We start from the raw sequence: 23,320 nt of genomic DNA, 5'->3' as shown, positions 1-23,320 counted from the left end.
CGATGTCCCGAGCGTCCGGCGACCGTGACGACGACCCGGCCGCCGGCGCCGACCGGCGGCGGTTCGCAGCGGCCCTCGCCCGGCTCTCCCCGGAGGCGTTCGCGGCGTTCGTCGCCGACCTCTGGCGGGCGCGCGGCCGAACGGTCGAGCGCGACGGGACGACGCTCACGACCGACGGCGAGGGCCGCGGACGACGCCGGCTCGTCGTGACACACGGCGATCCCGAGGCGGTCACCGCTCCGACGGACAACGGCGGAGTCGTCGACGGGAGTGACGCGGACGCCGACGCAGGCGACGCCACACCTGTCCCCACGCGCATCGTCACCTCACAGCGCGTCGAGCGAGCCGGGGAGACACACCCCTCCGACGACCGGGTCGTCGACGCCGACGAACTCCTCCAGACCGTCCGCTACGCCGTCGACCGCGCACGGGCGAGCACGGTGCTCGAGCGTCACCTCGGCGACGGCGCGGGGGCGTTCGCGTCGGTGGGGGCGACGCCGGACGGACTCCCCCACCGGACACGACCGCTCTCCGCGGTCCGCGACCGCCTGGAGGGTGCGACCGGAGTGGGGCACCTCCGACCGCACACCCGGATCGCACTCGTCCTGCTCCTCGTGGTCTGCGTCGCCGCCGCCGCGGTCGTCGGCGCGGTCCCCGCGCTCCGCACGCTCGGAGCCGGCGGCACGGCATCGCCTGCCGACGCGACCGCTTCGCCCGCACCGGTCGGATCGCTCGAGACGACGCGACCCCCGACACCGACACCGCCACCCACCCCGACGCTAACCCCGGTCGACTACGCGGCGCTCGACTGCCCGCGACCACCCGCCGGGGACCATCCGGTCCAGCTCCGCCCCGGCGTAGTGCCCGGCGCGAGTTCGAGCGGGCTGGACGGCTGGGAGATCCGTTCGGCGGAGAACGTCACGACGTTCGAGGATCGCGCCGCGCTGGGGCTCCCCACGGAGCCGCTGGTTCGGCACCTCGTGCGGTACGCGTCGCCCGACGGGACGCAGTTCGATCTGGCGCTCGACCGGTGGGCGTCGCCGCGGGCCGCCGCGTCGGTCGGGGCCGCGCTCGCCGCCGACAGCGACGCGACGGTGCGGTGGGGCGCGTACACGGCGACCGTCCGGACGTTCGACGCGAACGGGACGCGCGTCGCGACGGACACCCGGACGGGGCGGGTCGAGATCCTCCTCTCGTACGTCCACCGTCCGTCGGGGATCCGCCTCGGCGACTCGTGCGTGCAGTCGCTCCTCGCGGCGACCGAGAACGGGTAGCGTTCGCGGCGGGCGGGAACGCGTCGTGTTCGCGACGAGTGGGAACGGGTAAACGTTGCCGGCTGACACACGGCTTATTCCCACGTCGGCATTGACCCCGTATGACTCGACGAGGAGGTCGACGACAGTGACCGACGACGCACCGGACGTCGTCGTGCTCCGCAAGGGTGCTCACGGCATCTCCACGGTCGAATACGCCGACGCGCTCCGCGACCAGCTCCCCTCCGAGGTGAGGGTCGCTCGGGGGGCGACGCCCAGCGAGGAACGCGACCTCGTGCAGTCGGCGCGGGTCGTCGCCGGTCACGAGATCGACGAATCGCTCGTCGCGAACGCACCGGAGCTGCGGCTGTTCGCGTGTGCGTCGGCCGGCTACGAGCACCTGCCGCTCGACGCGTTGCGGTCGGCGGGCGTGGCCGTGACGAACGCCTCGGGCGTCCACGGGCCGAACATGGCCGAACACGTGATCGGCGTCGTGCTCCAGTTCGCCCGGGAGTTCCGGCGCTTCTGGCGCCAGCAGGAGCGACACGAGTGGCGCCGCGGCCAGGCGACCGAGCTGTTCGGCAGCACTGTCACCGTCGTCGGGCTCGGCGCGATCGGGACGGCGATCGTCGATCGGCTCGACCCGTTCGCGGTCGACACCATCGGTGTCCGCTACACCCCGTCGAAGGGTGGGCCGACCGACGAGGTGGTGGGGTTCTCTGACGACGAGGCGCTCGCCGACGCGTTCGCGCAGAGCGACTACGTGGTGCTGGCGTGCCCGCTCACGCCGGAGACCCGCGGCATCGTCGACGAGGCGGCGCTGACGACGATGGAGCCGCACACGGTGGTCGTGAACGTCGGCCGCGGTCCACTCGTCGAGACGGACGCGCTCGTCGCGGCGCTCCAGGACAACGCCATCGGTGGGGCGGCGCTCGACGTGACCGATCCCGAGCCCCTCCCGCCCGGCCATCCGCTGTGGGATCTGGAGAACGTCTTCATCACCCCGCACGCGTCGGGACACACGCCGGCGTACTACCGGCGCGCCGCGGCTATCGTCGCGGAGAACTGGCCCGCCGTCGCGGCCGGCGATCTCGACGACCTCCGCAACCGCGTCGCGTGAGCGGCGGGACGCTCGCGCGGGAGACGGTCGTCCGCGGTCGGGCGACGACGTGACTGGCGGGCAGCGACGTGGCCGGGGGGTGACGGGTGCTGGGCCGGGAGACGACGTGACTGGCCGGCGCCCGTCTGCGGGCGCACGACGTCTCGACCGTGTAAGGTTTATATTCGAGGACGCGCGAACTCGGAGTATGACTCACGGTCCGGCGGCAGTCCACGAACTCATCGAGGAGTCGGGGTGGTCGTACCCCGTCTCGGTCCGGCGAGTCGAACGCGAACACGCCCTGTCGAACATCCAGGTGGATAAGAAGGGCAACTCGATCATGGTCGCGGAGCTGTTCGCACAGACCGACGTGGACCGTTTCGAGGACCGCGAGGATCTCGAACGGAAGCTCGAGCCGGTGTTCGAGGCGGAGAGCGAGCGGCGGAAGGTCGGGATCATCGGCCACCTGAAGAAGACGTTCCTCGGGAAGCGATAGCGATGAACAAGCTGCGAGCGTTCGTGATCGGCGCGACGGCGACGCTCGTCGTCGCGAGCGTCTGGACCGCGATCAGCTACGGCGTCGCGCCGGAGTCGACCCGCGGCTACCTGTTCGCCGTCGGCGCGGCCGTCGTCATCCCGACGGTGCCGGTCGTCACCGCCCGCGGCAAGCGGTGGGTTCGACAGCTCGCGGAGTACCGGCGCAACGGCCGCGGGCTGAGCTTCGAGCGCAAGTCGATCTTCGTCTCGACGGAGTCGGTCGACGACTCCGAGCGCGTGCTCGCCGACATCCAGACCGCGGTCGACACCGCGGACGAGTACGACGACTGCCGACGAGACCGCTTCCGGGAGGGACCGGGCCTCACGGTGAACCACACCGGCTTCCACAACTCGTTCGTCCGCATCGGGACGGAGGGCCGGCTCGTCGTCACCGGTGCCTCGAAGAAGACCCACGCGCTCGCGGACCTCGTCGAGCGGGCGGCCACCGTCACGATGAAGCGGACCCGCCGGCACCCGTTCTTCAGGACGACGCCCGTCCGGGGCGCGCCGCGGTCGTTCATGAGCGTCTTCCTCGTAGTTGTCTTCCTCGTCGGAATCGCCGGCGTCGGGGCGGCGGCGTACCCCGCCGAGGTGTACAGCGCGCCCGAACGCGCGGTCCTCGTCGGCTACGACGGCCGTGCCGCGGTCGTCCCCGGCTACGACAGCACCGACGCGACGCTCGACAAGGCCGCGTTCCTCGTCAGCGCGCTCGACGAGGAGGCCGTCGAACTGCGGTGGGATCGCGACAGCGTGAACCGACTGCGGACGCACACGGCACAGTCGGTCGTGCTGTCGGAGACGGTGACCGGGCTGCTCGACTCCGCGCGGGAGCGGGAGCTCTCGGCCAGCCAGCGCGAGCGCGCCGCGTCGGTCGAGTCGGACCTCCACGCCGCGGAGTGTCAGGTCGCCGCGGCGGTGACGACCCGGCTCGAGGAGGGGCGGGTCGACGGCGACCCCACGCCGCTCGAACGCGACCGGGCGACGCTCCGCGACCGGGCGGCGGCGGCCGGCGCGTCGTGTGCCGGCTGAGACGGTCGGCGGCGGCCGCGATGGCTCGCCGACCGTGATCGGATCGCTCCGCGTGGACGGTCTGGTGAACCCGGCACAATAGCTAAGAACCAGTGCCGTCTCGGTGAGGGTACGATGCAGCAGACAGCGAACGCGACGGCCACCGGAGCGTGGGGCTGAGATGCGCGACTACTCGAACCACGCGACGAACCGGGCGGACGCCCGCGACGTGGCGATCACGGACATCGAAACGTGCGTCGTCGAGGGCAACTTCAACTGGAACTTCGTGCGCGTCCACACCGACGCGGGCGTGACCGGGATCGGCGAATCCTACCGCGGTGGGGGTGTCACGACCGTCATGGAGTATATGAAGAGCTTCCTCGTCGGCGAGAACCCCCTCGACGTCGAGCGGCTGTTCCGGCGAATGGTCCAGGAGACCTCCGGCCACGGCGGCACCACCGGCAAGGTCGTCACGGCGGCGTCGGGCATCGAGATCGCCCTCTGGGACGTCGCGGGCAAACTCCTCGACGTGCCGGTCTACCAGCTGCTCGGCGGGAAGTACCGCGACGCGGTGCGCATCTACTGCGACTGTCACGCCGGCGCGGCGTTCGAGCTCGAACACGGCTACCACAGCCCCCACGACGACGACACCTACCAGCCGGACGCATACGCCGCCGAGGCGGCGCGGGTGGCCGACATGGGTTTCACCGCCCTCAAGTTCGACCTCGATCAACCGTTCGACAACCACCCCGATCCGTACAACGGCCGCGTCAGCAACGCCGCCATCCGGACGAAGGTCGAGGCGGTCGAGGCCATCCGTGACGAGATTGGCTACGACATCGACCTCGCGTTCGACTGTCACTGGGACTACACCGTCGACAGCGCCAAACGTCTCGCGTCGAAGCTCGAGCCGTACGACCTGATGTGGCTTGAGGACGTCGTTCCGCCGGAGAACATGGACGCCCAGCGCGAGGTGAACCGCGCGACGACGACGCCGCTGGCGACCGGCGAGAACCGCTTCCGCGTCCACGAGTTCAAACAGCTGCTGTACGACTTCGGCGTCGACGTGATCACGCCGGACCCGTCGACCTGCGGTGGACTGGCCGAGTCGAAGGCCATCGCCAACCGCGCCGAGGAGAACTACATCGCCTTCTCGCCACACAACGTCTGCGGCCCCATCGGGACGATGGCGTGCGTCCACCTCGGCGCGTGCGTCCCGAACTTCGACACGCTGGAGTTCCACGCGCTGGAGGTGCCGTGGTGGGACGACCTCCACTCCCGGTCGGAACCGCTCATCCAGGACGGCTACATCGAGGTGCCGGAGGAGCCGGGCCTGGGGATCGACCTCGACGAGGACGTCGCCCAAGAGCACCTGCTCGACGGCGACGGAGGGACGATGTTCGCGTGACCGGACGCTTCAAACGGGCGGCCTCGGCGTCGACGCCGCTCGTGGGGACGTGGACTGCCATCCCGTCGCCGGCTGTGGCAGAGCTGTCGGCGAGCATCGGCTACGACTTCGTGGCGATCGACGCCGAACACTCGTCGATGTCGTACGAGACGATGGAGGGGATGCTCCGGGCGATCGACGCCGCCCCCGGCGAGTCGGAGTCGCTCGTACGCGTCGCCGACGGCGAGCCGACGACGCTGAAACGGACGCTCGACCGCGATCCGGACGCGATCCTCGTCCCGATGGTCGAGACCGTCGACGAAGCCGAGGCCATCGTCGACGCCTCGCGTTACCCGCCCGCGGGGAGCCGCGGGCTCGGCGTCGGCCGGGCGTCGGGGTACGGCCACACGCTCGCCGACCACGTCGAGACGGTCGACGAGTCGCTCGCGCGCCACGTCCAGCTGGAGTCGGCGGCCGCCGTCGACAACGCGGCCGAGATCGCCGCCGTCGACGGCATCGACGGCGTGTTCGTCGGTCCGGTCGACCTCTCGATGTCGATGGACTGCTTCGGCGAGTGGGAGAACGAGGCGTTCCTCAAGGCGGTCGACCACGTGATCTCGGTCGCGCACGACGCCGGCGTCGCCGTCGGCACGCTCGCGACCGACGCCGACTCGCGCGTCGCGCGGCTCGACTGGGGCGTCGACTACGTCGCCGCCGACGTGGACGCGCTCCACCTCTCTCGGGGGCTGACCGAGACGCTCGAACACGCCAGCGACCTCGTCGCGGGGGACGGGTAGACGGGAGTGTCGTCGGTCACGCTCACCGACTCCAGCCGACGCCAGCAGGCCGCGCTCGTGATCGCGGCCGTCGCGAGCAAGGGGAGTCCGATGCTGATGGCCATCGCCATGGCCGTCTACATCGGGCGGGCGGGTGGGTCGCCGCTCAGCGTCGGCCTCGTCGTCACCGCCTTCTTCTTCGGGTGGACCGTCTGCTCGCCCATCTGGGGTGCCCTCGCCGACGTCACCGGCCGCCGCCGCGCCGTACTCCTGGTCGCGTCGGGGCTCGCGACGCTCGCGACGCTCCCCCTCCTCGTCGTCCGCGGCGTCGTCGGCCCGCTGGCGGTCCGGACCGTCTACGCGCTGTTCGCCGCGGCGTACCTCCCCATCCTGCTGACGATCGTCAACACGCTCGGCGGCGACGACCAGCGCGGCCGGTCGGTCGGGCTGTTCAGCAGCGCCCAGGGCGCCGGCTCCACGATCGGCCAGCTGTCGGCGGGCTTCCTCCTCGGCCTCCTCGCGCCGTGGAGCCTCTACCTCGTCGTCACGCTCGTCACGGCCGCCGTCTTCCTCGCGGTGCTCCTCGTCGACGACCCGACGCCGGCTCCGGCTCGATCGCTCTCCGTCGGCGAGGTCGGTCGCGAGGTGCGCCGTCGGCTGTTCCCCTCGCGGGAGAGCCGGGCCCACTTCCGGACGAACGGCCTCCGGTGGCTGTATCTGGCCGTGCTGTTCCGGAACGTCACCGTCCTCGGCGTCGGGAGCCTCCTCCCCGTCTACCTCGTCGAGACGCTCGGGCTGACGGAGGCGACGATGGGTGCGCTCCTCGCGATCAACCCGGCCGGACAGATCGTGTTCATGTACCTCTCGGGCGGGCTCGCCGACCGGCTCGGCCGCAAGCCGCTCATCAGCGTCGGGATGGCCGGGAGCGGTGGCTCTGCCGCCCTCCTCGCGCTGGCCGGCTCAGTCGGCGCACGCACCGGACAGATCGTCGTCGCGGCCGTCGGGATGTTCGTCCTCGCGGTCGCCTTCTCGCTGCTGCGCGTCGGTGCCGTCTCGTTCATCGGCGACGTCGCCCCCGTCGACCGCGAATCCGAGCTCATCGGCTTCCGCTCGACCGCCCGCGGGCTCGGTGGGATCGTCGGCCCGGTCGCCGTCGGCGGTCTCGCGAGCGTGGTGGGGTACGGGACGGCCTTTCTCGTCGCCAGCAGCCTCGCGTTCGCCGCCGCGGTGCTGGTCGCGCTCACCCTCACCGAGAGCCTCCCGGAGCCGACCGCGACGCCGTCGGCCTGACCGGCTCCGGTGTCGGTAGTCGCGGCGACGACACCGGTGTCTGCCGGTAGACCGATCCTCGGCCGTCGGCTCACTCACACGCGACGCTCCGAATCGAACTCACTCGTACACGTGGACGCTCCCCGTCCGGTGGTCGTCGATGTACTCCCAGTCGTAGTCGACGCCGAGACCGGGTCCGTCAGGTACCGCCACGGTGCCGTCGCCGTCGATCGAGTCCAGCCGGTCCGCGTACCCACCGCGGTACACCGGCGGCACCGGGTTCTCGACGATGGGGTGGACGAGCGCCATCTCGTAGTAGTTCGCGTTCCGGGTAGCCGCCATGCAGTGGCGCTGGGCCGGGCCGGGCGCGTGGTACTCCACGTCGAGGCCGAACCCCTCGGCGACGCGGGCGATCTTCATCGCGCCGGTGATGCCCGCGTCGTACTCCGGGTCGGCGCGGACGAAGTCGGTCGCCCCCGAGGCGATGAAGTCGGTGTGGGGTTCGAGGCCACGGACGTGTTCGGTTTGCAGGATCGGCGTGTCGAGCCGCTCCGAGAGCTTCCGGTGGCCGTGCTGGGAGATGCCGCCGTCGCGGTAGGGGTCCTCGTACCAGAAGAACCCCTCCTCGTCACAGGCTCGCCCCACCCTGAGCGCGTCCGCGAACGTCTCGTACTGGCAGGCGGGGTCGAGCATCAGATCCATCTCGTCGCCGACTCGCTCGCCGACGGCGTGGACCGTCGCGACGTCGCGGTCGAGGTCGCCCCACGACTCCATGTCCCAGACGTGGATCTTGAACCCCGGATACCCCCGGTCGAGGCAGTCCTCGGCGAAGTCGGCGTACGCCTCCGGCGAGTCCAGCCCGCCGCTCACGTCGCCCCCGTACGTGGAGGCGTACGCCGGGAGGCGCGTCCGGTACGTCCCGAGGAGTTCGTGGATGGGCGCGTCGTGGTACTTCCCGGCGAAGTCCCAGAGGGCGATGTCGATCGGTCCCATCCCCATGCGGTCGTACTTCCGGAGGGCCCGCTTGAGCCCGCTCCAGATCCGTTCTCGACGGAGGGGGTTGCGCCCGACGAGATACTGGCCGAACATGTTGATCTGTGCGGCCGCCGGCGAGTTGCCGCCGACGTACTCGCCGGTGATGCCGACGTCGGTGTGGATCTTGACGCCGAACAGTTTGCGATGGAGCGTCTCGCCGGGGGCGTAGATCAGGCTGAATCCCTCGGGTGGCAGTCCGACGTCCTCGACCGGGAACGAGAACTCGACCGTCTCGACTTTCGTGATCGTCGGTGTCACGTCACGTGGGTTCCCGGCGTCGGCCGATAGCTGTTTCCGTCGTCCGTGTGGTCGCGTGGCGATCTCCAGCCACGCGTCCGTGCTGCAGCACTCACGTGATCACTCGTCGAGCCCGAGCGTCTCCATGGTCTCCTGTTCGTGGCGGATCAGCTCGGACTCGCGGTACCGCTCGAACAGGTCCTCGAGCCGTGGTGTGCCGCGCTCCTGCTGCTCGCGCCACTCCTCGGCGAACGCCCCCGACCGGATCGCCGAGAGCCGCTCCTGCATGAACTCGTCCATCGACGCGGGGTCGAACGACGCCAGCCCGTCGAGCTGGCCGTACTGGCTCGTCCGCGAGTGCAGTTCGAGCTGTTCGATCATCCCGCGCGTCGCCGCCTGCTCGAAGATGTACGCCATCTCCCGCGAGAGGTACGACTCCAGCAGGACCACCTCGGGCGGGATGCCGGCGTCGACCTCGGCGCGGTACTTCGCCATGATCGCGTGGACGAACAGGGGAAAGAGCGCCTGCTCGCTCATCAGGTCGGTCGTGGTCTCGGCCTCGAACGTCGACTCGACCACGCCCGACCGGGTCGAACCGATGCCCTTCGCCAGCGCGAGTGCCACGTCGTGGGCCTCCCCGGTGGCGTCCTGGTGGACCGCGAGGAGCGCGGGCGCGCCGCGGCCCGCCTCGTAGAGGTCGCGCACCACCGTCCCGATCATCCGCGGGGCGAGCAGGACGACGTCGACGTCGTCCGCGGGGTCGATGTAGCCGTACGTCACGTTGAAGCCGGAGGCGAAGTTCACGAGGTCGCCCGGAGCGAGGTTCGGGGCGACGGCCTCCTCGTACACGTCCGGTGCCACCTCGTCGGGGATCAGGAGGAAGACGACGTCGGCCCGGGCGACCGCGGTGGGGATGTCGCTCGCCTTGAACCCGTCCTCGCGCGCCTGCTCCCGCGACTCGTCCGCCCGGTTCCCGACGACCACGTCCGACACGCCCGACTCACGGAGGTTCAACGCCTGCGCGCGGCCCTGGTTGCCGTATCCCACGATGCCGATCGTCCGTCCGTTCAGTACCGAGAGATCCGCGTCCTCGTCGTGGTAGACCGTCGTCTCAGTCTCCGCCCCCGTCTCTGACATGCGGTGACGTCGACCGAGGGGGAGTTAGCTCTTCGCCTCGCCGAGGTGGTTCTGCACGCCGAGTCGACGAGCGGCCGAGCCGTCGAACCGACTCGCCGCGGAGCCGACGAGCGACCGCTCGACAAGGTTTATACGGCTCTGAGGTGACCTGCTCGTCATGACCATCGTTGCAGCAGTCGACGGCGATTCGAAGCCGGACCGTGTCGTGACCGTCGGTGAGGATCTGGCCGAGGCGTACGACGAGGACCTCCTGGTCGTCCACGTCCTCCCCGAGGAGGAGTTCGAAAAACGGAACCAGTCGAAGCGCCGGGAGCAGTACACGATCGAGGACGCCCAGCGGGACGCCCGGGCGACGGCCAAGCGGGTCGTCGAGGCGACGACCGACCGGGCCGGTCGCATCGAGACGCACGGGCTCGTCGGTGAGGTCGTCACCGAACTCAACAACGAGGTCGACCGGACCGACGCCCGGTACCTCGTCATCGGCGGCCGGAAGCGGACGCCCGTCGGGAAGGCGCTGTTCGGGAGCGTCACCCAGTCGGTCCTGCTCGAGGCGGACGTCCCGGTCGTCGCGGTGATGGACGAACCCGAGTGAAGGCGGGCGGTCAGTCGTCGGTCGCGGTCTCCGACTCAGACTCCGACTCAGACTCCGACGCCCTGGCGGCCTCGGCAGCGGTCTCGTACGGGTCGGTCGGGAGTTCGCCGTCGACCAACTCGAACGGCCGGCGTTCGAGCACGCGCACGTCGTCTCTGTCCGCTAGTTCCTCGACGACCGGTTCTGAGGCGACGAACCGACCGAGTTCGAGCGTGTTCGGAATCCGGACGATCCGGAGATCGGCCGGATCCCGCACGCCCGTCGTCGACGCCGCGACCCGGAGCGCCACCTCGTCACGCTCGGCGATGAGTGGGATCCGTGCCCGGGAGGGTTCGCCGCTCGTGACGACGTTCACGTACGTCTCCGTCAGGTCGAGGTCGGCCACGAGGTCCGCGTGGACCACGTCCGCGAGGCCGATCCCGATCCCGTTCCCGTGCGAGGCCTCGGTGACACCGCGAACGTAGATCCGGGTGAACGAGGGCACGTCGGGCTCGGGCTGGTTGTGGTACAGCACCCGCCCGAGCACGTTGGTGTCCATCCCCGTCCCCGAGATCTCCTTGCCGAGTTCGTCGACGACGAGCAGGTCCAACTCCGAGACGGGGAGCGTCGGTAACAGCTCCTTCGACCGCTCCAGCAACGCGGGTTCGCGGTCGAAGATCTCGTCGACGGGGACCCCCTCGACGTGGGCCGCCCGGTCGTCCGCGTTCTCGACGACGGCGACGCCGCCGATCACCGGCGTCGCCTCGAACAGGGCGGCCGCACGCTCGGGGATCACCTCGTCGAGGCCCCCAACGAGGCCGGCGTTGTGCGTCGCCTCCGCGCCGCGCTGTTTCCCGAGGCCGATGACGGCCATCTTGACGAGGCCGCTCTCGTACCGGCCCCGGAAGTCGGTGTGGGCCTTGACCCGGTTGGCCAGGAGGACCGCGTCCGCGGCGAGCGCGTCCTCGGCGGCGTAGATCGGCCGCCCCTCCTCGTCGTCGGCGACGCGTTCGGCCGCCATCGACGACCGGATCTCACAGCCCATCGTCTCCGCCGTGACGCCAAGCGCCGCGAGCGTCTCGCGCTGCCCCTCCGCGGTCGCGCCGCCGTGACTCCCCATCGCGGGGAAGACGAACGGCTCCAGTTCGCGCTCCCTGAGCGCGTCGACCATCGTCCGGAGCACCGTCGGCATGTCGTGGATTCCCCGGCTCCCTGCGGTGATTCCCACCTCGGCACCGGCGGGGAGCGCGTCGAGCGCGGGAATCGCGTCGAGTGCCTCGCGCGTCGCCGCGGGCACGTCGTCCACGCGAGGGTGGTCCCGGACGTGCTCGAGGAGGGCGACGCCCGGGAGGTCCGCGGGCGTCGCGTCCGACAGCGCCGCGAGTCGTTCCGCGTCCGGGAGTTCGAGTTCGATGTCGACCATGGTGAACGGTCGTAGTCGGACAGGAGCGCTAATGAGTGTGGGGGCTTCCGGTCAGATCCGATCGCGGTCCGTGGAGCGCCGCGCCCACAGCCCGCTACGTGTCACTGACCCGCTCGAACGTGCGGGCGACCTGGAGCACCGTCCGGTCCTCGCAGCGCCCCGCGACGAACTGGACGCCGACGGGGAGGCCGTCGCCGCCGTCCGGGACCGTCACCGCCGGGACGCCCGCGAGATCGGCCGGTCGGGTGTTGAACGCCAGCGGGACGTCCAGCCCGTCGTCGTCGCCGTAGCTGTGGGGTTTCTGCGCGCCGAGTTCGGGGGCGACGACGGGCATCGTCGGCGCGACCAGCGCGTCGTGGCCGTTGAGCGCGGCGGCGAACTCGTCGGCGATCCGCGCACAGGCGTTCCGTGCGCGAGTGTAGTGTCGGCCACCGTAGCGGTCGAGGAGCACCGCGCCGACCAGCGCGCGCTCGCGGGCGACGTCGCCGAAGCCGACGCCCCTGGCCGACTGGCTCGCCGCCGTGGCGTCGAGTCGCGCGAGGTCGTGCGGCCCGGGGCGGTCGAGGGGGAGCGAGCGGCGACGGAGCGCGGCGGCGAGTTCGACGTTGGTGATGGCGTTCCAGACGTAGACGGCGTCGGCGACGGTCGGCACGGCGACGCGCTCGACGGTCGCCCCGGCGGCCTCCAGGGTCGACACCGCCGCCTCGAACCGTTCGCGGACCTCGTCGGAGACGTGATCGGCGAGCAGTTCGTCGGGGACGCCGAGCGAGAGGTCGGCGGCGTCGGGTGCCGCCGCGAGCGCCGCCGCGCACGTGCCGACGCCCGTCTGCGACGCGCGCGCCGAGGCCGGATCGCGCGGGTCGTACCCGCCGACGACGTCGATGCCGAGCGCGGCGGTCTCGACGTCCCGCGCGAGCGTCCCGACGTGGTCGAGCGACGGGGCGAGGTCGACGAAGCCGTCGCGGGGGACGACCCCCCACGTGGGTTTGAACCCGACGACGCCACAGAACGACGCCGGAATCCGAACGCTCCCCCCGGTGTCGCTCCCGAGCGCGAGGTCGGCCGACCCCTCGGCGACGGCCGCGCCGCTCCCGCTGGACGAGCCGCCGGCGACGCGAGTGGGGTCGGCCGGGTTGGTCACCGGGCCGAAACCGCTCGTCTCGCTCGTCGGCCCGTAGGCGAGTTCGTCCATGTTCGCCTTCCCGACGATCCGTGCGCCCGCCGCGAGCAGCCGGTCGACGACGACGGCGTTCCGCCGGGGGACGACCCCCTCGAAGACGCGCGACCCGCACGTCATCGGGACGCCCGCCACGGCGAGGTTGTCCTTCACGGCGACGTCCAGTCCCGACAGGGGTCCGTCCGCCCCGTCGTCGACGAGCGTGAACCGCGTGATGTAGGCGTTGTGTGGGTCCTCGGTCGCCGAAGGGTGGTGGACGTCGGCCACGTCGACGGATTCGGCGGCACCTGCAGGTGCCAGGTCGTCCACCACGGCGTAGCCGTCGAGTTCGGCGTTCACGCTCCGGGCGAACCGCTCGGCGTCCGCCTCTGTGAGGTCGAAGCCGAGCGACGCACCCGCCTCGGCGATCCACGCGGGCGAGACGGGTGACAGCGACGGAGTCACAGTCGGATCCTCACTGGCGACGCTGGCTGGGCTGCGGCGAGCATGTCACTCACACGCCGGGACGGGAGTATAACCGTTCGGGTCCCGGGAACTGTCTCTGGGGGATCGGCCGAGGTCGGAGAGGGCCGGACGGGGATGGATGCGGTCGAGCGAGGGAGCGTGCGATCGGTCGGAGCCGAGTTCGAACGAAGTCGGCCGACCGCAGGGAGGGTCGGGCCGCCGGTCACTCGCGCATGGGTGACTGCGACAGCGCGACCGTGTCGCCGTCCGCGAGGGCTTCCGTCTCGTCGAGGTGACGACGGTCGCGCATCGCGACGAGCCTGCCCGAGAGCGCGTCGGGATCGAACGTCGGGTGGTCCGCCCGGATCGACTCGAGCAGGTCCCCGACGGTCGCGCCCTCGGCGAGCTGCTGGGTGAACTCGGTCGTCCCCATCGCGTCCGCCACTTCGCCGTAACATCTGACGTCGACCTGCATACCGCCGAGTGGAGCGGCGACGCGTATAAATCGCGTGCGTCCGCCTCGCGACCGGACACACGCCTCCGAGTCCCGGGGGGACAGCTACAAGACCGTCGGCCCGCTGGGTTCAGTCGATGGAGGTAAACTGCGTGTTCTTCGGCCCGGCCCGCGACGCCGTCGGACAGAAGTCCGTCTCCGTGACGCTCGACGAGGGGGCGACGGTCGCCGACGCGTTCGACGCGCTCCTCGCGTCGTACGAGGGGCTCGAACCACACATCGGGACGGACGAGAGCGGCGAGTGGATCGGCCGGCGGGTGAACGTCACGGTCGACAAGACGAACGTCAGACAGCTCGACGGCCCCGACACGCCGCTCGAGGACGGGGCAGTCCTGCGCGTGGCCCCGTCGGTCGTCGGCGGCGCTCGGTAGTCGTCAGTCGTCGGCTGCGGCGTACTCGCCGACCACGTCGTCGGCGACGATGCCGTCGCGCCCCCAGCCGCGGAGGTCGTAGTACTCGTCGAGCGCCTCCTCGATCCCGGGGAGGTCGTACGGAAGCGTGTCGTCCTCGCGGTCCATCCCGCGCTTGTTGTTGAAGTGTCGCTCGAGTTCGACGACCTTCGCGCCGAGTGCCTGCATCTCCTCGTAGTCGGCCTGGAACAGTTCTTCGAGCGTCTCCTCGGAGACGTGGCCGGTCCCCGCGGCGAACGCGCAGATGACGCCCGAGTCGCGGAACGCCGCGTGGTTCTCGTTGCGCATCACGAGTTCGGGTTTGCCCTCGAGCGTCTCGGGGTCGACCTCGCCGTCGTACTCGTTGCGGAGCGTCGTCGAGTACATGTGGTCGCCGCCGCGGTTGGCGACCGCGTAGCTCAGCCCCTGGCCCCAGAGGACCCGCCCGTCGTGGGCCGCGAACTCCATGTCCTTCACCGTGTAGTTCCGCACGCCGAGTTCGTCCGCCGCGCGCGAGACGCCCTCCGCGAGGAGGTCGCCGACGTCCTCGCGGTAGGCGATCTTCTCGACGGTCTCGTGGACCAGGTCGCTGTTGCCGAACTCGTCCTCGGACTTGAGGTAGGCGGCGACGGCGTTGCCGGCGCTGATGGTGTCCATCCCGTAGATGTCACACAGCTCGTTCGACTGCATGACCGAGACGATGTCACCGATTTCGAGGTTGCTCCCGAACGAGAACACCGTCTCGAACTCGGGGCCCTCGGTCTCCAGTCCCGAGGCCTCGTCTCTCGTGGGCAGTTTGCAGGCGAACGCGCACATCGAGCACGACCCTTTCTTGTACTTCTTCTCCTCGACGGCGTCGCCGCCGATCTTGTCGGCGTGCTCGAAGTGGTACTTCTCGAAGTACCGCGTCGGGAGCGAGAAGTTGTCGTTGATGAACTCCGTCCCGCTGGTGGTTCCCTGTCGCCGGAAGATGTCGTCGGAGGTCGCCGCCGCCTGGTGGACCTCCATCTGGATCTCCTCCGGGAGGTCGATCTCGGGTGTGGAGTCGCCCTCGAAGGTGATCGCCTTCACGTTCTTCGAGCCGAGCACCGCGCCGAGTCCGCCGCGGCCGAACGCCCGACTCTCGTACGTCATCACGCACGCGTAGCGGACGAGGTTCTCGCCCGCGGGGCCGATACAGACGATGTTCTCCGCGTCGAGGTCACGCTCGCGCTGGACGTACTCCGTCACTTCCGGGACGGTCGCCTGTTCGAGCTCCGGTGCCTCGACGAACTCGACACCCTCGTCGGTGACGTGGACGACGAGCAGTTCGTCCGACGCGCCGGTGACCTCGACGGCCGGATAGCCCGTGCCGACGAAGTTCCGCGTGAGGTAGCCGCCCGCGTTGGCCGAGAGCAACCCGCCGGTGAGCGGCGACAGTCCCGTACAGCTCATCCGCCCGGTGAAGGACATCTGCGACTGCTGGAGCGGGCCGGTACCGAAGTAGACGCGGTTCTCCGCGCCGAAGGGGTCGGCGTCGAAGGGGATGCGGTCGTGGGCGAGCTTGGTGCAGAGACCCCGCCCGCCGACGAACTCGGACAGCTCCTCGTCTACGTCTACCTCTGTCGCCTCGCGCGCTCCGACGTCGAGGGACAGGAGTGGCCCTTTCGAGTGGATCATACATCGATGTCTACTCGGGCAAGACCAAAAAACCGCAGGTCCGTGACTCGTGCCGACAGGTCTGACGGACGCGCGGTCGACCTCGCCGGATGGACTGACTGCGAGGCACTCGACTGTGGGGTGCAGGGGCCGGCCGAGCTACTCGTGGGGTCGTCACGCAGACCGCCAGGCGGCGACGAACCGCCGTCCGAACCCGGCAATCGGCGTCTCCTCCCAAGCACCTTTGGTAGCGGCTGTCGTGGGGCGGCCATGGAGGTCACAGACGTCAAGCCGTTCGTCGTCGACGCCGACTGGCGGAACTGGTTCTTCGTCAAGGTCGAGACGGACGAGGGGATTCACGGGGTCGGCGAGGCACTGAGCGGTGAGGGACTGACCGCGGCGCTGGAGGCGACCACGGACGCACACAAACATTACGTCATCGGGGAGGACCCGCTCAATCGGAAGGGGATCTCGCGCAAGCTCAGGCGCTACCCCTTCGCGTGGCGCGCCGGGAAACTCATCAACGCGGTCGCGGCGGCGATAGACATCGCGCTGTGGGACATCGCCGGGAAGTACTACGACGAACCGGTGTGGAAGCTCCTCGGGGGGAAGGTCCACGACGAGATCCCCGTCTACGCCAACGGCTGGCACATCGGTGAGCGCACGCCCGAGAACTACGCCCACCACGCGGAGAAGGCCGTCGAGGAACAGGGGTACCCCGCGCTCAAGTGCGATCCGTTCGCCCACTACGAGTACTCGCTCACCGACGACCAGCTCGGGGAGGTCGCGGCCCTGCTCGAGGCCGTCCGGGAGGCCGTCGGCCCCGACGTCGGCATCGCGCTCGACTGCCACGGACGGTTCACCCGCCGGGGAGCGATCGAGGTGGCGAACGGCCTCGAGGAGTACGACATCATGTTCCTCGAGGAGCCGGTCGAACTCGAGGACCGCGAGGTGATGGCCGACGTCACCAAGCGGGTGAACATGCCGGTGGCGACGGGTGAGCGGATCTACAACAACGAGACGATGGAGGATCTGGTTCGAAAACAGGCGTGCGACATCGTCCAGCCCGACGTCACCAACTACGGGAGCCTCCAGGAGGTTCAGCACGCGGCGGCCATCGCGAAGTCGCGGTATATGACCATCGCGCCACACAACCCCAATGCCGGAGTGAGTACGGCCGCCTCTCTGCACCTCTGTGCGGGTTTCGAGAACCTCGAGATCCTCGAACACATGAGCCGTGACGTCCCGTGGGGCGACGAGATCGTCGAACACGACTTCGCGGTCGAAAACGGGGCGATCGCCGTCCCGGACGAACCCGGACTCGGCGTGACGTTCAACGAGGACGCGGCGCGTGAGTACCCCGGCGAGCCCAAGGACAGCCACAGCCTCTTCGACGCGGAGGGTGCACTGAAGCGCCCATGAGCGACGAGTCGGGGTTCGCTGGGCGGACGGAGCTACACCCCGACGCCGCCGCCCACCTCGCCGCCCTGCAGGCCGAACGGCGGCCCCGGAAGACGACCCTCTCGGTCGACGCCGCCCGTCGAGAAGCGGCGCGGTTCGTCGCCGAGACCACCCGGCCGCCCGTCGACACCGTCTTCGAACTCTCGGTCCCGGGGCCGGCCGATCCCGTCGACCTCAGGGTGTACCGACCGGCGGTCGACGGCGGTGGCGACACCGACACCGACGATGGCGACACTACCGACGTAACCGACGCCACCGACACCGCAGGCGGCGACGAGGCGGGCGATCGGGGCGTCGTCGTCTACCTCCATGGCGGTGGGTTCGTGATCGGCGGGCTGGAGAAGATGGACGGTGCCTGCCGCTACCTCGCGACGGCGTCCGGCCGGATCGTCGTGAGCGTCGACTACCGCCTCGCCCCCGAACACCCCTTCCCGGCCGGCCTCCGCGACTGTCTGGCGGCGACGCGGTGGGCCGTCCGACACGCGGCGTCGCTCGGCGGCGACCCCGACCGCGTCGCCATCGCCGGGGACAGCGCCGGCGGCGCGCTCGCCGCCGCAGTGACGCTCGCGCTCGGAGACCTCGACGGACCGACGCTCGAACACCAGCTACTGATCTACCCGGTGACCGACCACGCGTTCGACACGCCCTCGTACCGCGAGAACGCCACGGGGTACGGCCTCGCACGCGACGACATGCGCTGGTACTGGGACCACTACCTCGCGACCGACCTCGACGGAAAACACCCGTACGCGTCGCCGCTGCAGTCGCGTCGCGTCGACGACGTCCCCCCCGCGTCGGTCCTGACCTGTGGGTTCGACGTACTCAGAGACGAGGCCGTCGCGTACGCCGAGCGCCTCCGCGAGGCCGGCGTGTCCGTCCAGCACCACCACTATCCCGACCAGATCCACGGCTTCCTCGGCCTGTTCGTCGAGCCGATGCAGTCGCACGCCGAGCGGGCGTTCGACGCGCTGGTCGACGACCTGCCGGGACCGGGACCGGGCTGACGGGACAGCGGTCGCCCGATCGGACGACAGCAACGACACACACCGGAACCGAAGACGACACGTACGATCCACGCACTGACACCGAAGACGACACACACGACACTACAGAGACGACAGACACATGCCACGAATAACGGAGTACGAGCTGTACGAGGTGCCGCCACGGTGGCTGTTCCTCCGGATCGAGACGAGCGACGGCCGGGTGGGCTGGGGTGAGCCGATCGTCGAGGGCCGCGCACACACCGTGCGAGGGGCGGTCGAGGAACTGCTGGACACCTGCTTGGTCGGCGAGGACCCCGACCCCATTGCGGACCACTGGCAGGCGATGTACCGGGGTGGGTTCTACCGGGGTGGCCCCGTGCTCATGTCGGCGATCGCCGGCATCGACCAGGCGCTGTGGGACCTCAAGGGCAAGTCGTTCGGCGCGCCCGTCTACGAGTTGCTCGGCGGGCCCGTCCGGGAGAAGATCCGGGTGTACCAGTGGATCGGCGGCGACCGACCGGCGGACGTGGGCGAGGCGGCCGCCGAGAAGGTCGCCCAGGGGTTTTCGGCGCTGAAGATGAACGCGACGCCGGAGTTCGGGCGGATCAAGAACCCCGCGGCGGTCGCCGACGCGGTGGCTCGCCTCCGCGAGGTGCGCGAGCGGGTGGGTCCCGAGGTCGACGTCGGGGTGGACTTCCACGGTCGCGTGGCGAAGTCGATGGCGAAGCGGCTGGCGGCGAAGCTCGAGCCGCACGAGCCGATGTTCGTCGAGGAGCCGGTGTTGCCCGAGCACAACGAGGCGCTGTCGGAGATCGCGGCGCACACGTCGACGCCGATCGCGACGGGCGAGCGGATGTACTCGCGGTGGGAGTTCAAGGAGCTGTTCGAGCAGGGGGTGGTCGATGTGATCCAGCCGGATCTGTCGCACGCGGGAGGGATCACGGAGGTGACGAAGATCGCGGCCATGGCCGAGGCGTACGACGTGGCGCTGGCACCGCACTGTCCGCTGGGCCCCATTGCACTCGCGTCCTGCTTGCAGGTCGACGGGGTCGCGTCGAACGCGTTCATCCAGGAGCAGAGCCTGGGGATCCACTACAACGAGGGGAGCGACGTGCTGGACTACCTCGCCGACCCGGCGGTGTTCGCGTACGAGGAGGGGTTCGTCGACCTGCCGGAGGGACCGGGGCTGGGGATCGAGATCGACGAGGACGTGGTCGCGGAGCGAGCAGGAGCGGTAGACTGGCACAACCCCGTCTGGCGACACGACGACGGCACCGTCGCCGAGTGGTGAGGCCCGAACGGGCGAGTCAGTCGTAATCGAACGTATTTTCTTGTACTCTTATCTACGAGTGCTCCCGTCTCCCACAACCGACAGCAGTTGACCGAAATCACACTATTCGTCGGATTATCTCTCGCTTCGATCGGCGAGTTTACTGAAAGCTCAATTTATACTCGAATTTCGCGACAGAAACAGTGACTCGAACGACACCGTCTCCGCTCTCGTCGAGCGTTTTTCGATCGTTCTTTTCCTGTTTAATTCAAGGAACAATGTCTGCTTGTCCACGCTCGAGCGAGATACCCGATACGATGCATCCCCGTCGCCACCGGCACGTCGGCGAGGCGCTCAGGTGACCTTTTTACGAGAGCAGGAATTCGGTTGGCACGATGACCGCACCACGCGGGGCCGCCACTGATCCCCATCCGCCCGGTCGTCGTCGACCCACCGGGGCGACGTGCACGCGCTCCGCCCCGGTACGAGTGGCGAACGAGACCGCCCGCGCAGGGGACGGGAGCGCCACGGTGATTCCCGCGCTCGGAGTCGTGATCGCCGTATGAGGATCCGGGTCGACTGGCGGGTCAGTTGTCGGCTCGTCGGGACGGTCCTCAAGTGGCTGTGGGTACCGCTCGCCCTCCCGCTGGCCGTCGCGCTCCTCGACGGTACGCCGGTCGTGCCGTTCGTCGTGCCGATGCTGGGGAGCGTGGTCGTCGGTCTCGGTCTCGAGCAGCTGACCGAACGCAACGACCTCCGTGCGCGAGAGGCGTTCCTGATGGTGTCGTTGACCTGGCTGAGCGTGGCGCTCGTCGGGAGCGTCCCGTTCGTCATCGCCGGCAACGGGACGCTCGCCCAGCCGACGAACGCGCTGTTCGAGGCGATGAGCGGGATCACGACGACGGGAGCCACCGTCGTCGTCGACTTCACGGCCCACTCGCGGGCGGTGTTCATGTGGCGGGCGCTGCTCCAGTGGCTCGGCGGGATCGGGATCCTCGTGCTGGCCACGGCGGTCCTCTCGCAGCTCTCCGTGGGTGGCGCGCAGCTCATGGAGACCGAGACGCAGACCGGCGATGCGGGCAAGCTCACCCCGCGAATCTCGGAGACGGCGAGCCTCCTCTGGCGGATCTACCTCGGCCTGACCGGCCTCCAGGTGGCCGTCCTGTACGGGCTCCACCTCGTGGGCCTCGCCCCGGAGATGACGCTGTACGACGCGGTCGCTCACGCGTTCACGACGATCTCGACGAGCGGGTTCTCGCCGCGCGGGGAGAGCATCGCCGCGTTCTCACCCGCGGTCCAGTGGGCCGTCGTCCCGTTCATGGCCGTCGGCGCGACGAGCTTCGTCCTCCTGTACGCCGTCCTCCACGGGAACGTCGCACGACTGCGGAACAGCGACGAGTTCCGGTTCTACGTCGGCATCCTCGCCTTCTTCGCGCTCAGTATCGGCGGCGTGCTGATCGTCGACGGGGCTCCGTACACGAGCCTCGAGCAGGTCGCCCGTCACGCGCTCTTCCAGGTCGTCTCGATCGTGACGACCACCGGCTACGCGAGCACGGACTTCAACCTCTGGTCCTCGGGCGCGAAACACCTGCTGTTCGTCTGTATGTTCATCGGCGGGATGGCCGGCAGCACGACGTGTTCGATCAAGACGCTCCGCTGGCTGGTGGTGTTGAAAGCGTTCCGGCGCGACCTGTTCACGACGGCGAGTCCGAGCGCGGTCCGTCCCGTCCGTCTGAGCGGGAACGTCGTCACGGAGGAGACCGTGCGCGACATCTACGCGTACACGCTCGTGAGCCTCCTCTTTTTCAGCGTCGCCACGATCTTCGTCGTCGTCGACGCCTCGCGGGTCCGTTTGACGGTCACGGAGTTCGAGGCGATGAGCGCCGCCGCCTCCACGTTCTTCAACGTCGGCCCGGCGTTCGGGATCGCGGGCCCGTTCGCGAGCTACGAGCCGTTCCCGCGGACGACGAAGCTCGCGATGACGTTCCTGATGTGGATCGGTCGGATCGAGATCATCCCGGTGTTGGTGCTCCTGACACCGTCGTACTGGCAGTCGTGAGCTGGACCGAAACCCGCGACACGGGACCACCGACTCGGTCCACTCGATCGGACCGTCGGCGTGAGCGCGGCACGCCCGCTCGGCAGCGCCCGGCGCGCCCGTCCGCTCGGGCACGAACACGGCTGTGGGCGTCGACTGTTCAGTGACACGGGTGTCCGACGTCGACGTGCGTCGGCTGCGATCCGTCCAGTCACTCCGGTTCGATCCACTGGTACCGACGCCGGCGCCACCGGATCGCGAGTTCGGTCGTCGTGACGACCGCTACGAGCGCGGCCACATCACGACCGAGTAGAGGATCCGATCACCGGAATCTCCCAGATCGATCCAGCGGTGGAATCAGAGGACGTCCCCGACGACTGAGTCGTGGGGCGTGGCTTTCCACCACGTCTGGAGGGATGGAACCACGCCCATCGCGTGGTGGACGTTCAGGACGACCGCTCCGAACCCGATCGCACCGGCCACGACTCCGCGGTACCAGTGGTCGGGCGCGAGAACGAACAGGACGACGGCTGTCGTGATCCCCGCGATGCCGACGTGGACTCCCCAGAACGACACGGCCGGATCGGGGTGGTCGGTGAACAAGAGCTACGCACGTCGGTTCGGTAATAATCATCTGTGTGACAGAACCCGACTGCTCGGCTCTCTTCTCTCGATCCGACCGGGACGACACGCGAGCGGTTCGACGCCGAGACGTCACCGCTGTCGGTCGATCGTTCCATCAGACGTCCTGGCAGGGTCGCCCACCCGATCCGGGTAGATCATGTCTGACTGTAATCAGGAGGTTGATAACGGATGCGGATCGACGTACGTGCGAATGAAAGCTGTCGTACTCGCGGCGGGGAAGGGAACGCGGCTCCGACCACTGACCGATGACAAACCGAAGGGGCTGGTCGAGGTAGACGGGAAGCCGATCCTCACCCACTGTCTGGACCAGCTCGTGGACCTGGGAGCCGACGAGTTCGTCGTCGTGGTCGGCTACCTCAAGGAGAAGATCATCCAGCACTACGGCGACGAGTACGAGGGAATTCCGATCACGTACGCCCACCAGCGCGAGCAGAAGGGGCTCGCTCACGCCCTCCTCACGGTCGAAGAACATATCGACGACGACTTCATGTTGATCCTGGGCGACAACATCTTCCAGGCGAACCTCCAGGACGTGGTGCGCCGACAGCGCGAGGACCGGGCCGACGCCGCGTTCCTCGTCGAGGAGGTCCCGTGGGAAGAGGCGTCGCGATACGGTGTCTGCGACACGAACAAGTACGGCGAGGTGGTCGACGTGGTGGAAAAACCCGAGGAGCCGCCGTCGAACCTCGTGATGACCGGCTTCTACACCTTCTCGCCCGCGATCTTCCACGCGTGCAAGCTGGTCCAGCCCTCGAACCGCGGCGAGTACGAGATCAGCGAGGCGATCGACCTGTTGATCAAGTCGGGACGGACGATCGACGCGATCCAGCTCGAGGGGTGGCGTATGGACATCGGCTACCCCGAGGATCGCGACGAGGCGGAGCGGCGGTTACAGGAAGAAGCGGCCGAAGCGTGAACGCCCGCAACGTCGGCCGTCACGCCTGAGACCGTCGAGGTCGTCGTCCCCGAGACCGCCGAGGTCGTCGTCCCCGAGACCGCCGAGGTCGTCGGCCCCGAGACCGTCGA

21 protein-coding genes are annotated in these 23,320 nt (G+C 69.4%); 14 read left to right on the top strand and 7 right to left on the bottom strand.

Annotated elements, in window-relative coordinates; all coding sequences use genetic code 11:
• The first annotated feature begins 2 nt into the window (after window positions 1–2).
• The 7 genes from FZP69_RS16765 to FZP69_RS16735 all read left to right on the top strand — a co-directional run bounded on the left by FZP69_RS16765 (window position 3) and on the right by FZP69_RS16735 (window position 7,350).
• A complete protein-coding gene (locus FZP69_RS16765) occupies window positions 3–1,274 on the top strand; it encodes a hypothetical protein (protein ID WP_152042528.1) in 1,272 nt (423 codons plus the stop codon).
• 127 nt (window positions 1,275–1,401) lie between these two features.
• Window positions 1,402–2,373, top strand: coding sequence for a D-2-hydroxyacid dehydrogenase (locus tag FZP69_RS16760; RefSeq protein ID WP_152042527.1), 972 nt, complete (start codon window positions 1,402–1,404; stop codon window positions 2,371–2,373).
• 187 nt (window positions 2,374–2,560) lie between these two features.
• On the top strand, window positions 2,561–2,848 hold the full coding sequence (locus FZP69_RS16755; protein ID WP_152042526.1) for a hypothetical protein: 288 nt from the start codon (window positions 2,561–2,563) through the stop codon (window positions 2,846–2,848).
• A gap of 2 nt (window positions 2,849–2,850) precedes the next feature.
• A complete protein-coding gene (locus tag FZP69_RS16750) occupies window positions 2,851–3,918 on the top strand; it encodes a hypothetical protein (protein WP_152042525.1) in 1,068 nt (355 codons plus the stop codon).
• 160 nt (window positions 3,919–4,078) lie between these two features.
• Window positions 4,079–5,305 carry a mandelate racemase/muconate lactonizing enzyme family protein gene (locus FZP69_RS16745; RefSeq protein ID WP_152042524.1) on the top strand — a complete coding sequence of 409 codons (1,227 nt, stop codon included), beginning with the start codon at window positions 4,079–4,081 and terminating at the stop codon, window positions 5,303–5,305.
• Complete coding sequence (locus FZP69_RS16740) at window positions 5,302–6,081, top strand: HpcH/HpaI aldolase family protein (RefSeq protein WP_152042523.1); 780 nt, start codon at window positions 5,302–5,304, stop codon at window positions 6,079–6,081. Before FZP69_RS16745 ends, FZP69_RS16740 begins: the two co-directional genes overlap by 4 nt.
• A 6-nt stretch (window positions 6,082–6,087) precedes the next feature.
• On the top strand, window positions 6,088–7,350 hold the full coding sequence (locus tag FZP69_RS16735) for an MFS transporter (RefSeq protein WP_152042522.1): 1,263 nt from the start codon (window positions 6,088–6,090) through the stop codon (window positions 7,348–7,350).
• A 99-nt stretch (window positions 7,351–7,449) separates the two neighbouring features.
• Here FZP69_RS16735 and FZP69_RS16730 read toward each other — a convergent pair whose 3' ends face one another.
• Window positions 7,450–8,622, bottom strand: coding sequence for an enolase C-terminal domain-like protein (locus FZP69_RS16730; protein WP_152042521.1), 1,173 nt, complete (start codon window positions 8,620–8,622; stop codon window positions 7,450–7,452).
• Window positions 8,623–8,721: 99 nt separating this feature from the next.
• Window positions 8,722–9,738, bottom strand: coding sequence for a ketol-acid reductoisomerase (gene ilvC, locus FZP69_RS16725; RefSeq protein WP_152042520.1), 1,017 nt, complete (start codon window positions 9,736–9,738; stop codon window positions 8,722–8,724).
• Between the two features lie 157 nt (window positions 9,739–9,895).
• Here ilvC and FZP69_RS16720 point away from each other — a divergent pair, with 157 nt between their 5' ends.
• Complete coding sequence (locus tag FZP69_RS16720; protein WP_152042519.1) at window positions 9,896–10,330, top strand: universal stress protein; 435 nt, start codon at window positions 9,896–9,898, stop codon at window positions 10,328–10,330.
• Window positions 10,331–10,340: 10 nt separating this feature from the next.
• Here the strand turns inward: FZP69_RS16720 and FZP69_RS16715 are convergent, their stop codons facing one another.
• The 3 genes from FZP69_RS16715 to FZP69_RS16705 form a co-directional block, all read right to left on the bottom strand.
• Window positions 10,341–11,723, bottom strand: coding sequence for a DUF362 domain-containing protein (locus FZP69_RS16715; RefSeq protein WP_394350171.1), 1,383 nt, complete (start codon window positions 11,721–11,723; stop codon window positions 10,341–10,343).
• 103 nt (window positions 11,724–11,826) lie between these two features.
• Window positions 11,827–13,353, bottom strand: coding sequence for an amidase (locus FZP69_RS16710; RefSeq protein ID WP_240137663.1), 1,527 nt, complete (start codon window positions 13,351–13,353; stop codon window positions 11,827–11,829).
• 223 nt (window positions 13,354–13,576) lie between these two features.
• Complete coding sequence (locus FZP69_RS16705; RefSeq protein ID WP_152042518.1) at window positions 13,577–13,828, bottom strand: MoaD/ThiS family protein; 252 nt, start codon at window positions 13,826–13,828, stop codon at window positions 13,577–13,579.
• Window positions 13,829–13,944: 116 nt separating this feature from the next.
• Here FZP69_RS16705 and FZP69_RS16700 point away from each other — a divergent pair, with 116 nt between their 5' ends.
• Window positions 13,945–14,238, top strand: a complete 294-nt coding sequence (locus FZP69_RS16700) for a ubiquitin-like small modifier protein 1 (RefSeq protein ID WP_152042517.1) — start codon at window positions 13,945–13,947, stop codon at window positions 14,236–14,238.
• A 3-nt stretch (window positions 14,239–14,241) separates the two neighbouring features.
• On the opposite strand, the gene FZP69_RS16695 is transcribed toward FZP69_RS16700, so the two are convergent.
• A complete protein-coding gene (locus tag FZP69_RS16695; protein ID WP_152042516.1) occupies window positions 14,242–15,915 on the bottom strand; it encodes an aldehyde ferredoxin oxidoreductase family protein in 1,674 nt (557 codons plus the stop codon).
• Between the two features lie 249 nt (window positions 15,916–16,164).
• On the opposite strand from FZP69_RS16695, the gene FZP69_RS16690 reads away from it, so the two are divergent.
• The 4 genes from FZP69_RS16690 to FZP69_RS16675 all read left to right on the top strand — a co-directional run bounded on the left by FZP69_RS16690 (window position 16,165) and on the right by FZP69_RS16675 (window position 21,670).
• Window positions 16,165–17,316, top strand: coding sequence for a mandelate racemase/muconate lactonizing enzyme family protein (locus FZP69_RS16690; RefSeq protein WP_152042515.1), 1,152 nt, complete (start codon window positions 16,165–16,167; stop codon window positions 17,314–17,316).
• Entirely contained in the window at window positions 17,313–18,359 is a 1,047-nt protein-coding gene (locus FZP69_RS16685; RefSeq protein WP_152042514.1) for an alpha/beta hydrolase, read from the top strand. The genes FZP69_RS16690 and FZP69_RS16685 overlap by 4 nt, the downstream gene beginning before the upstream one ends.
• A gap of 121 nt (window positions 18,360–18,480) precedes the next feature.
• Window positions 18,481–19,632 carry a galactonate dehydratase gene (gene dgoD / locus FZP69_RS16680; protein WP_152042513.1) on the top strand — a complete coding sequence of 384 codons (1,152 nt, stop codon included), beginning with the start codon at window positions 18,481–18,483 and terminating at the stop codon, window positions 19,630–19,632.
• Window positions 19,633–20,173: 541 nt separating this feature from the next.
• The gene (locus FZP69_RS16675) at window positions 20,174–21,670 is read left to right on the top strand and encodes a TrkH family potassium uptake protein (RefSeq protein WP_152042512.1); all 1,497 of its coding nucleotides are present in this window, start codon (window positions 20,174–20,176) and stop codon (window positions 21,668–21,670) included.
• A 336-nt stretch (window positions 21,671–22,006) separates the two neighbouring features.
• On the opposite strand, the gene FZP69_RS16670 is transcribed toward FZP69_RS16675, so the two are convergent.
• Window positions 22,007–22,252: a hypothetical protein gene (locus FZP69_RS16670; RefSeq protein ID WP_152042511.1), complete on the bottom strand. Its 246-nt coding sequence runs from the start codon at window positions 22,250–22,252 to the stop codon at window positions 22,007–22,009.
• Window positions 22,253–22,484: 232 nt separating this feature from the next.
• On the opposite strand from FZP69_RS16670, the gene aglF reads away from it, so the two are divergent.
• On the top strand, window positions 22,485–23,210 hold the full coding sequence (gene aglF / locus FZP69_RS16665; RefSeq protein ID WP_152042510.1) for a UTP--glucose-1-phosphate uridylyltransferase AglF: 726 nt from the start codon (window positions 22,485–22,487) through the stop codon (window positions 23,208–23,210).
• Window positions 23,211–23,320 lie beyond the last annotated feature (110 nt).

This window comes from Salinigranum salinum (genome assembly GCF_009176545.1).
In the GTDB taxonomy this organism is placed as follows: Archaea; Halobacteriota; Halobacteria; order Halobacteriales; family Haloferacaceae; genus Salinigranum; species Salinigranum salinum.
Note: the sequence above shows the minus strand (reverse complement) of the source record. Positions and strands in the feature narration are given on the sequence as shown.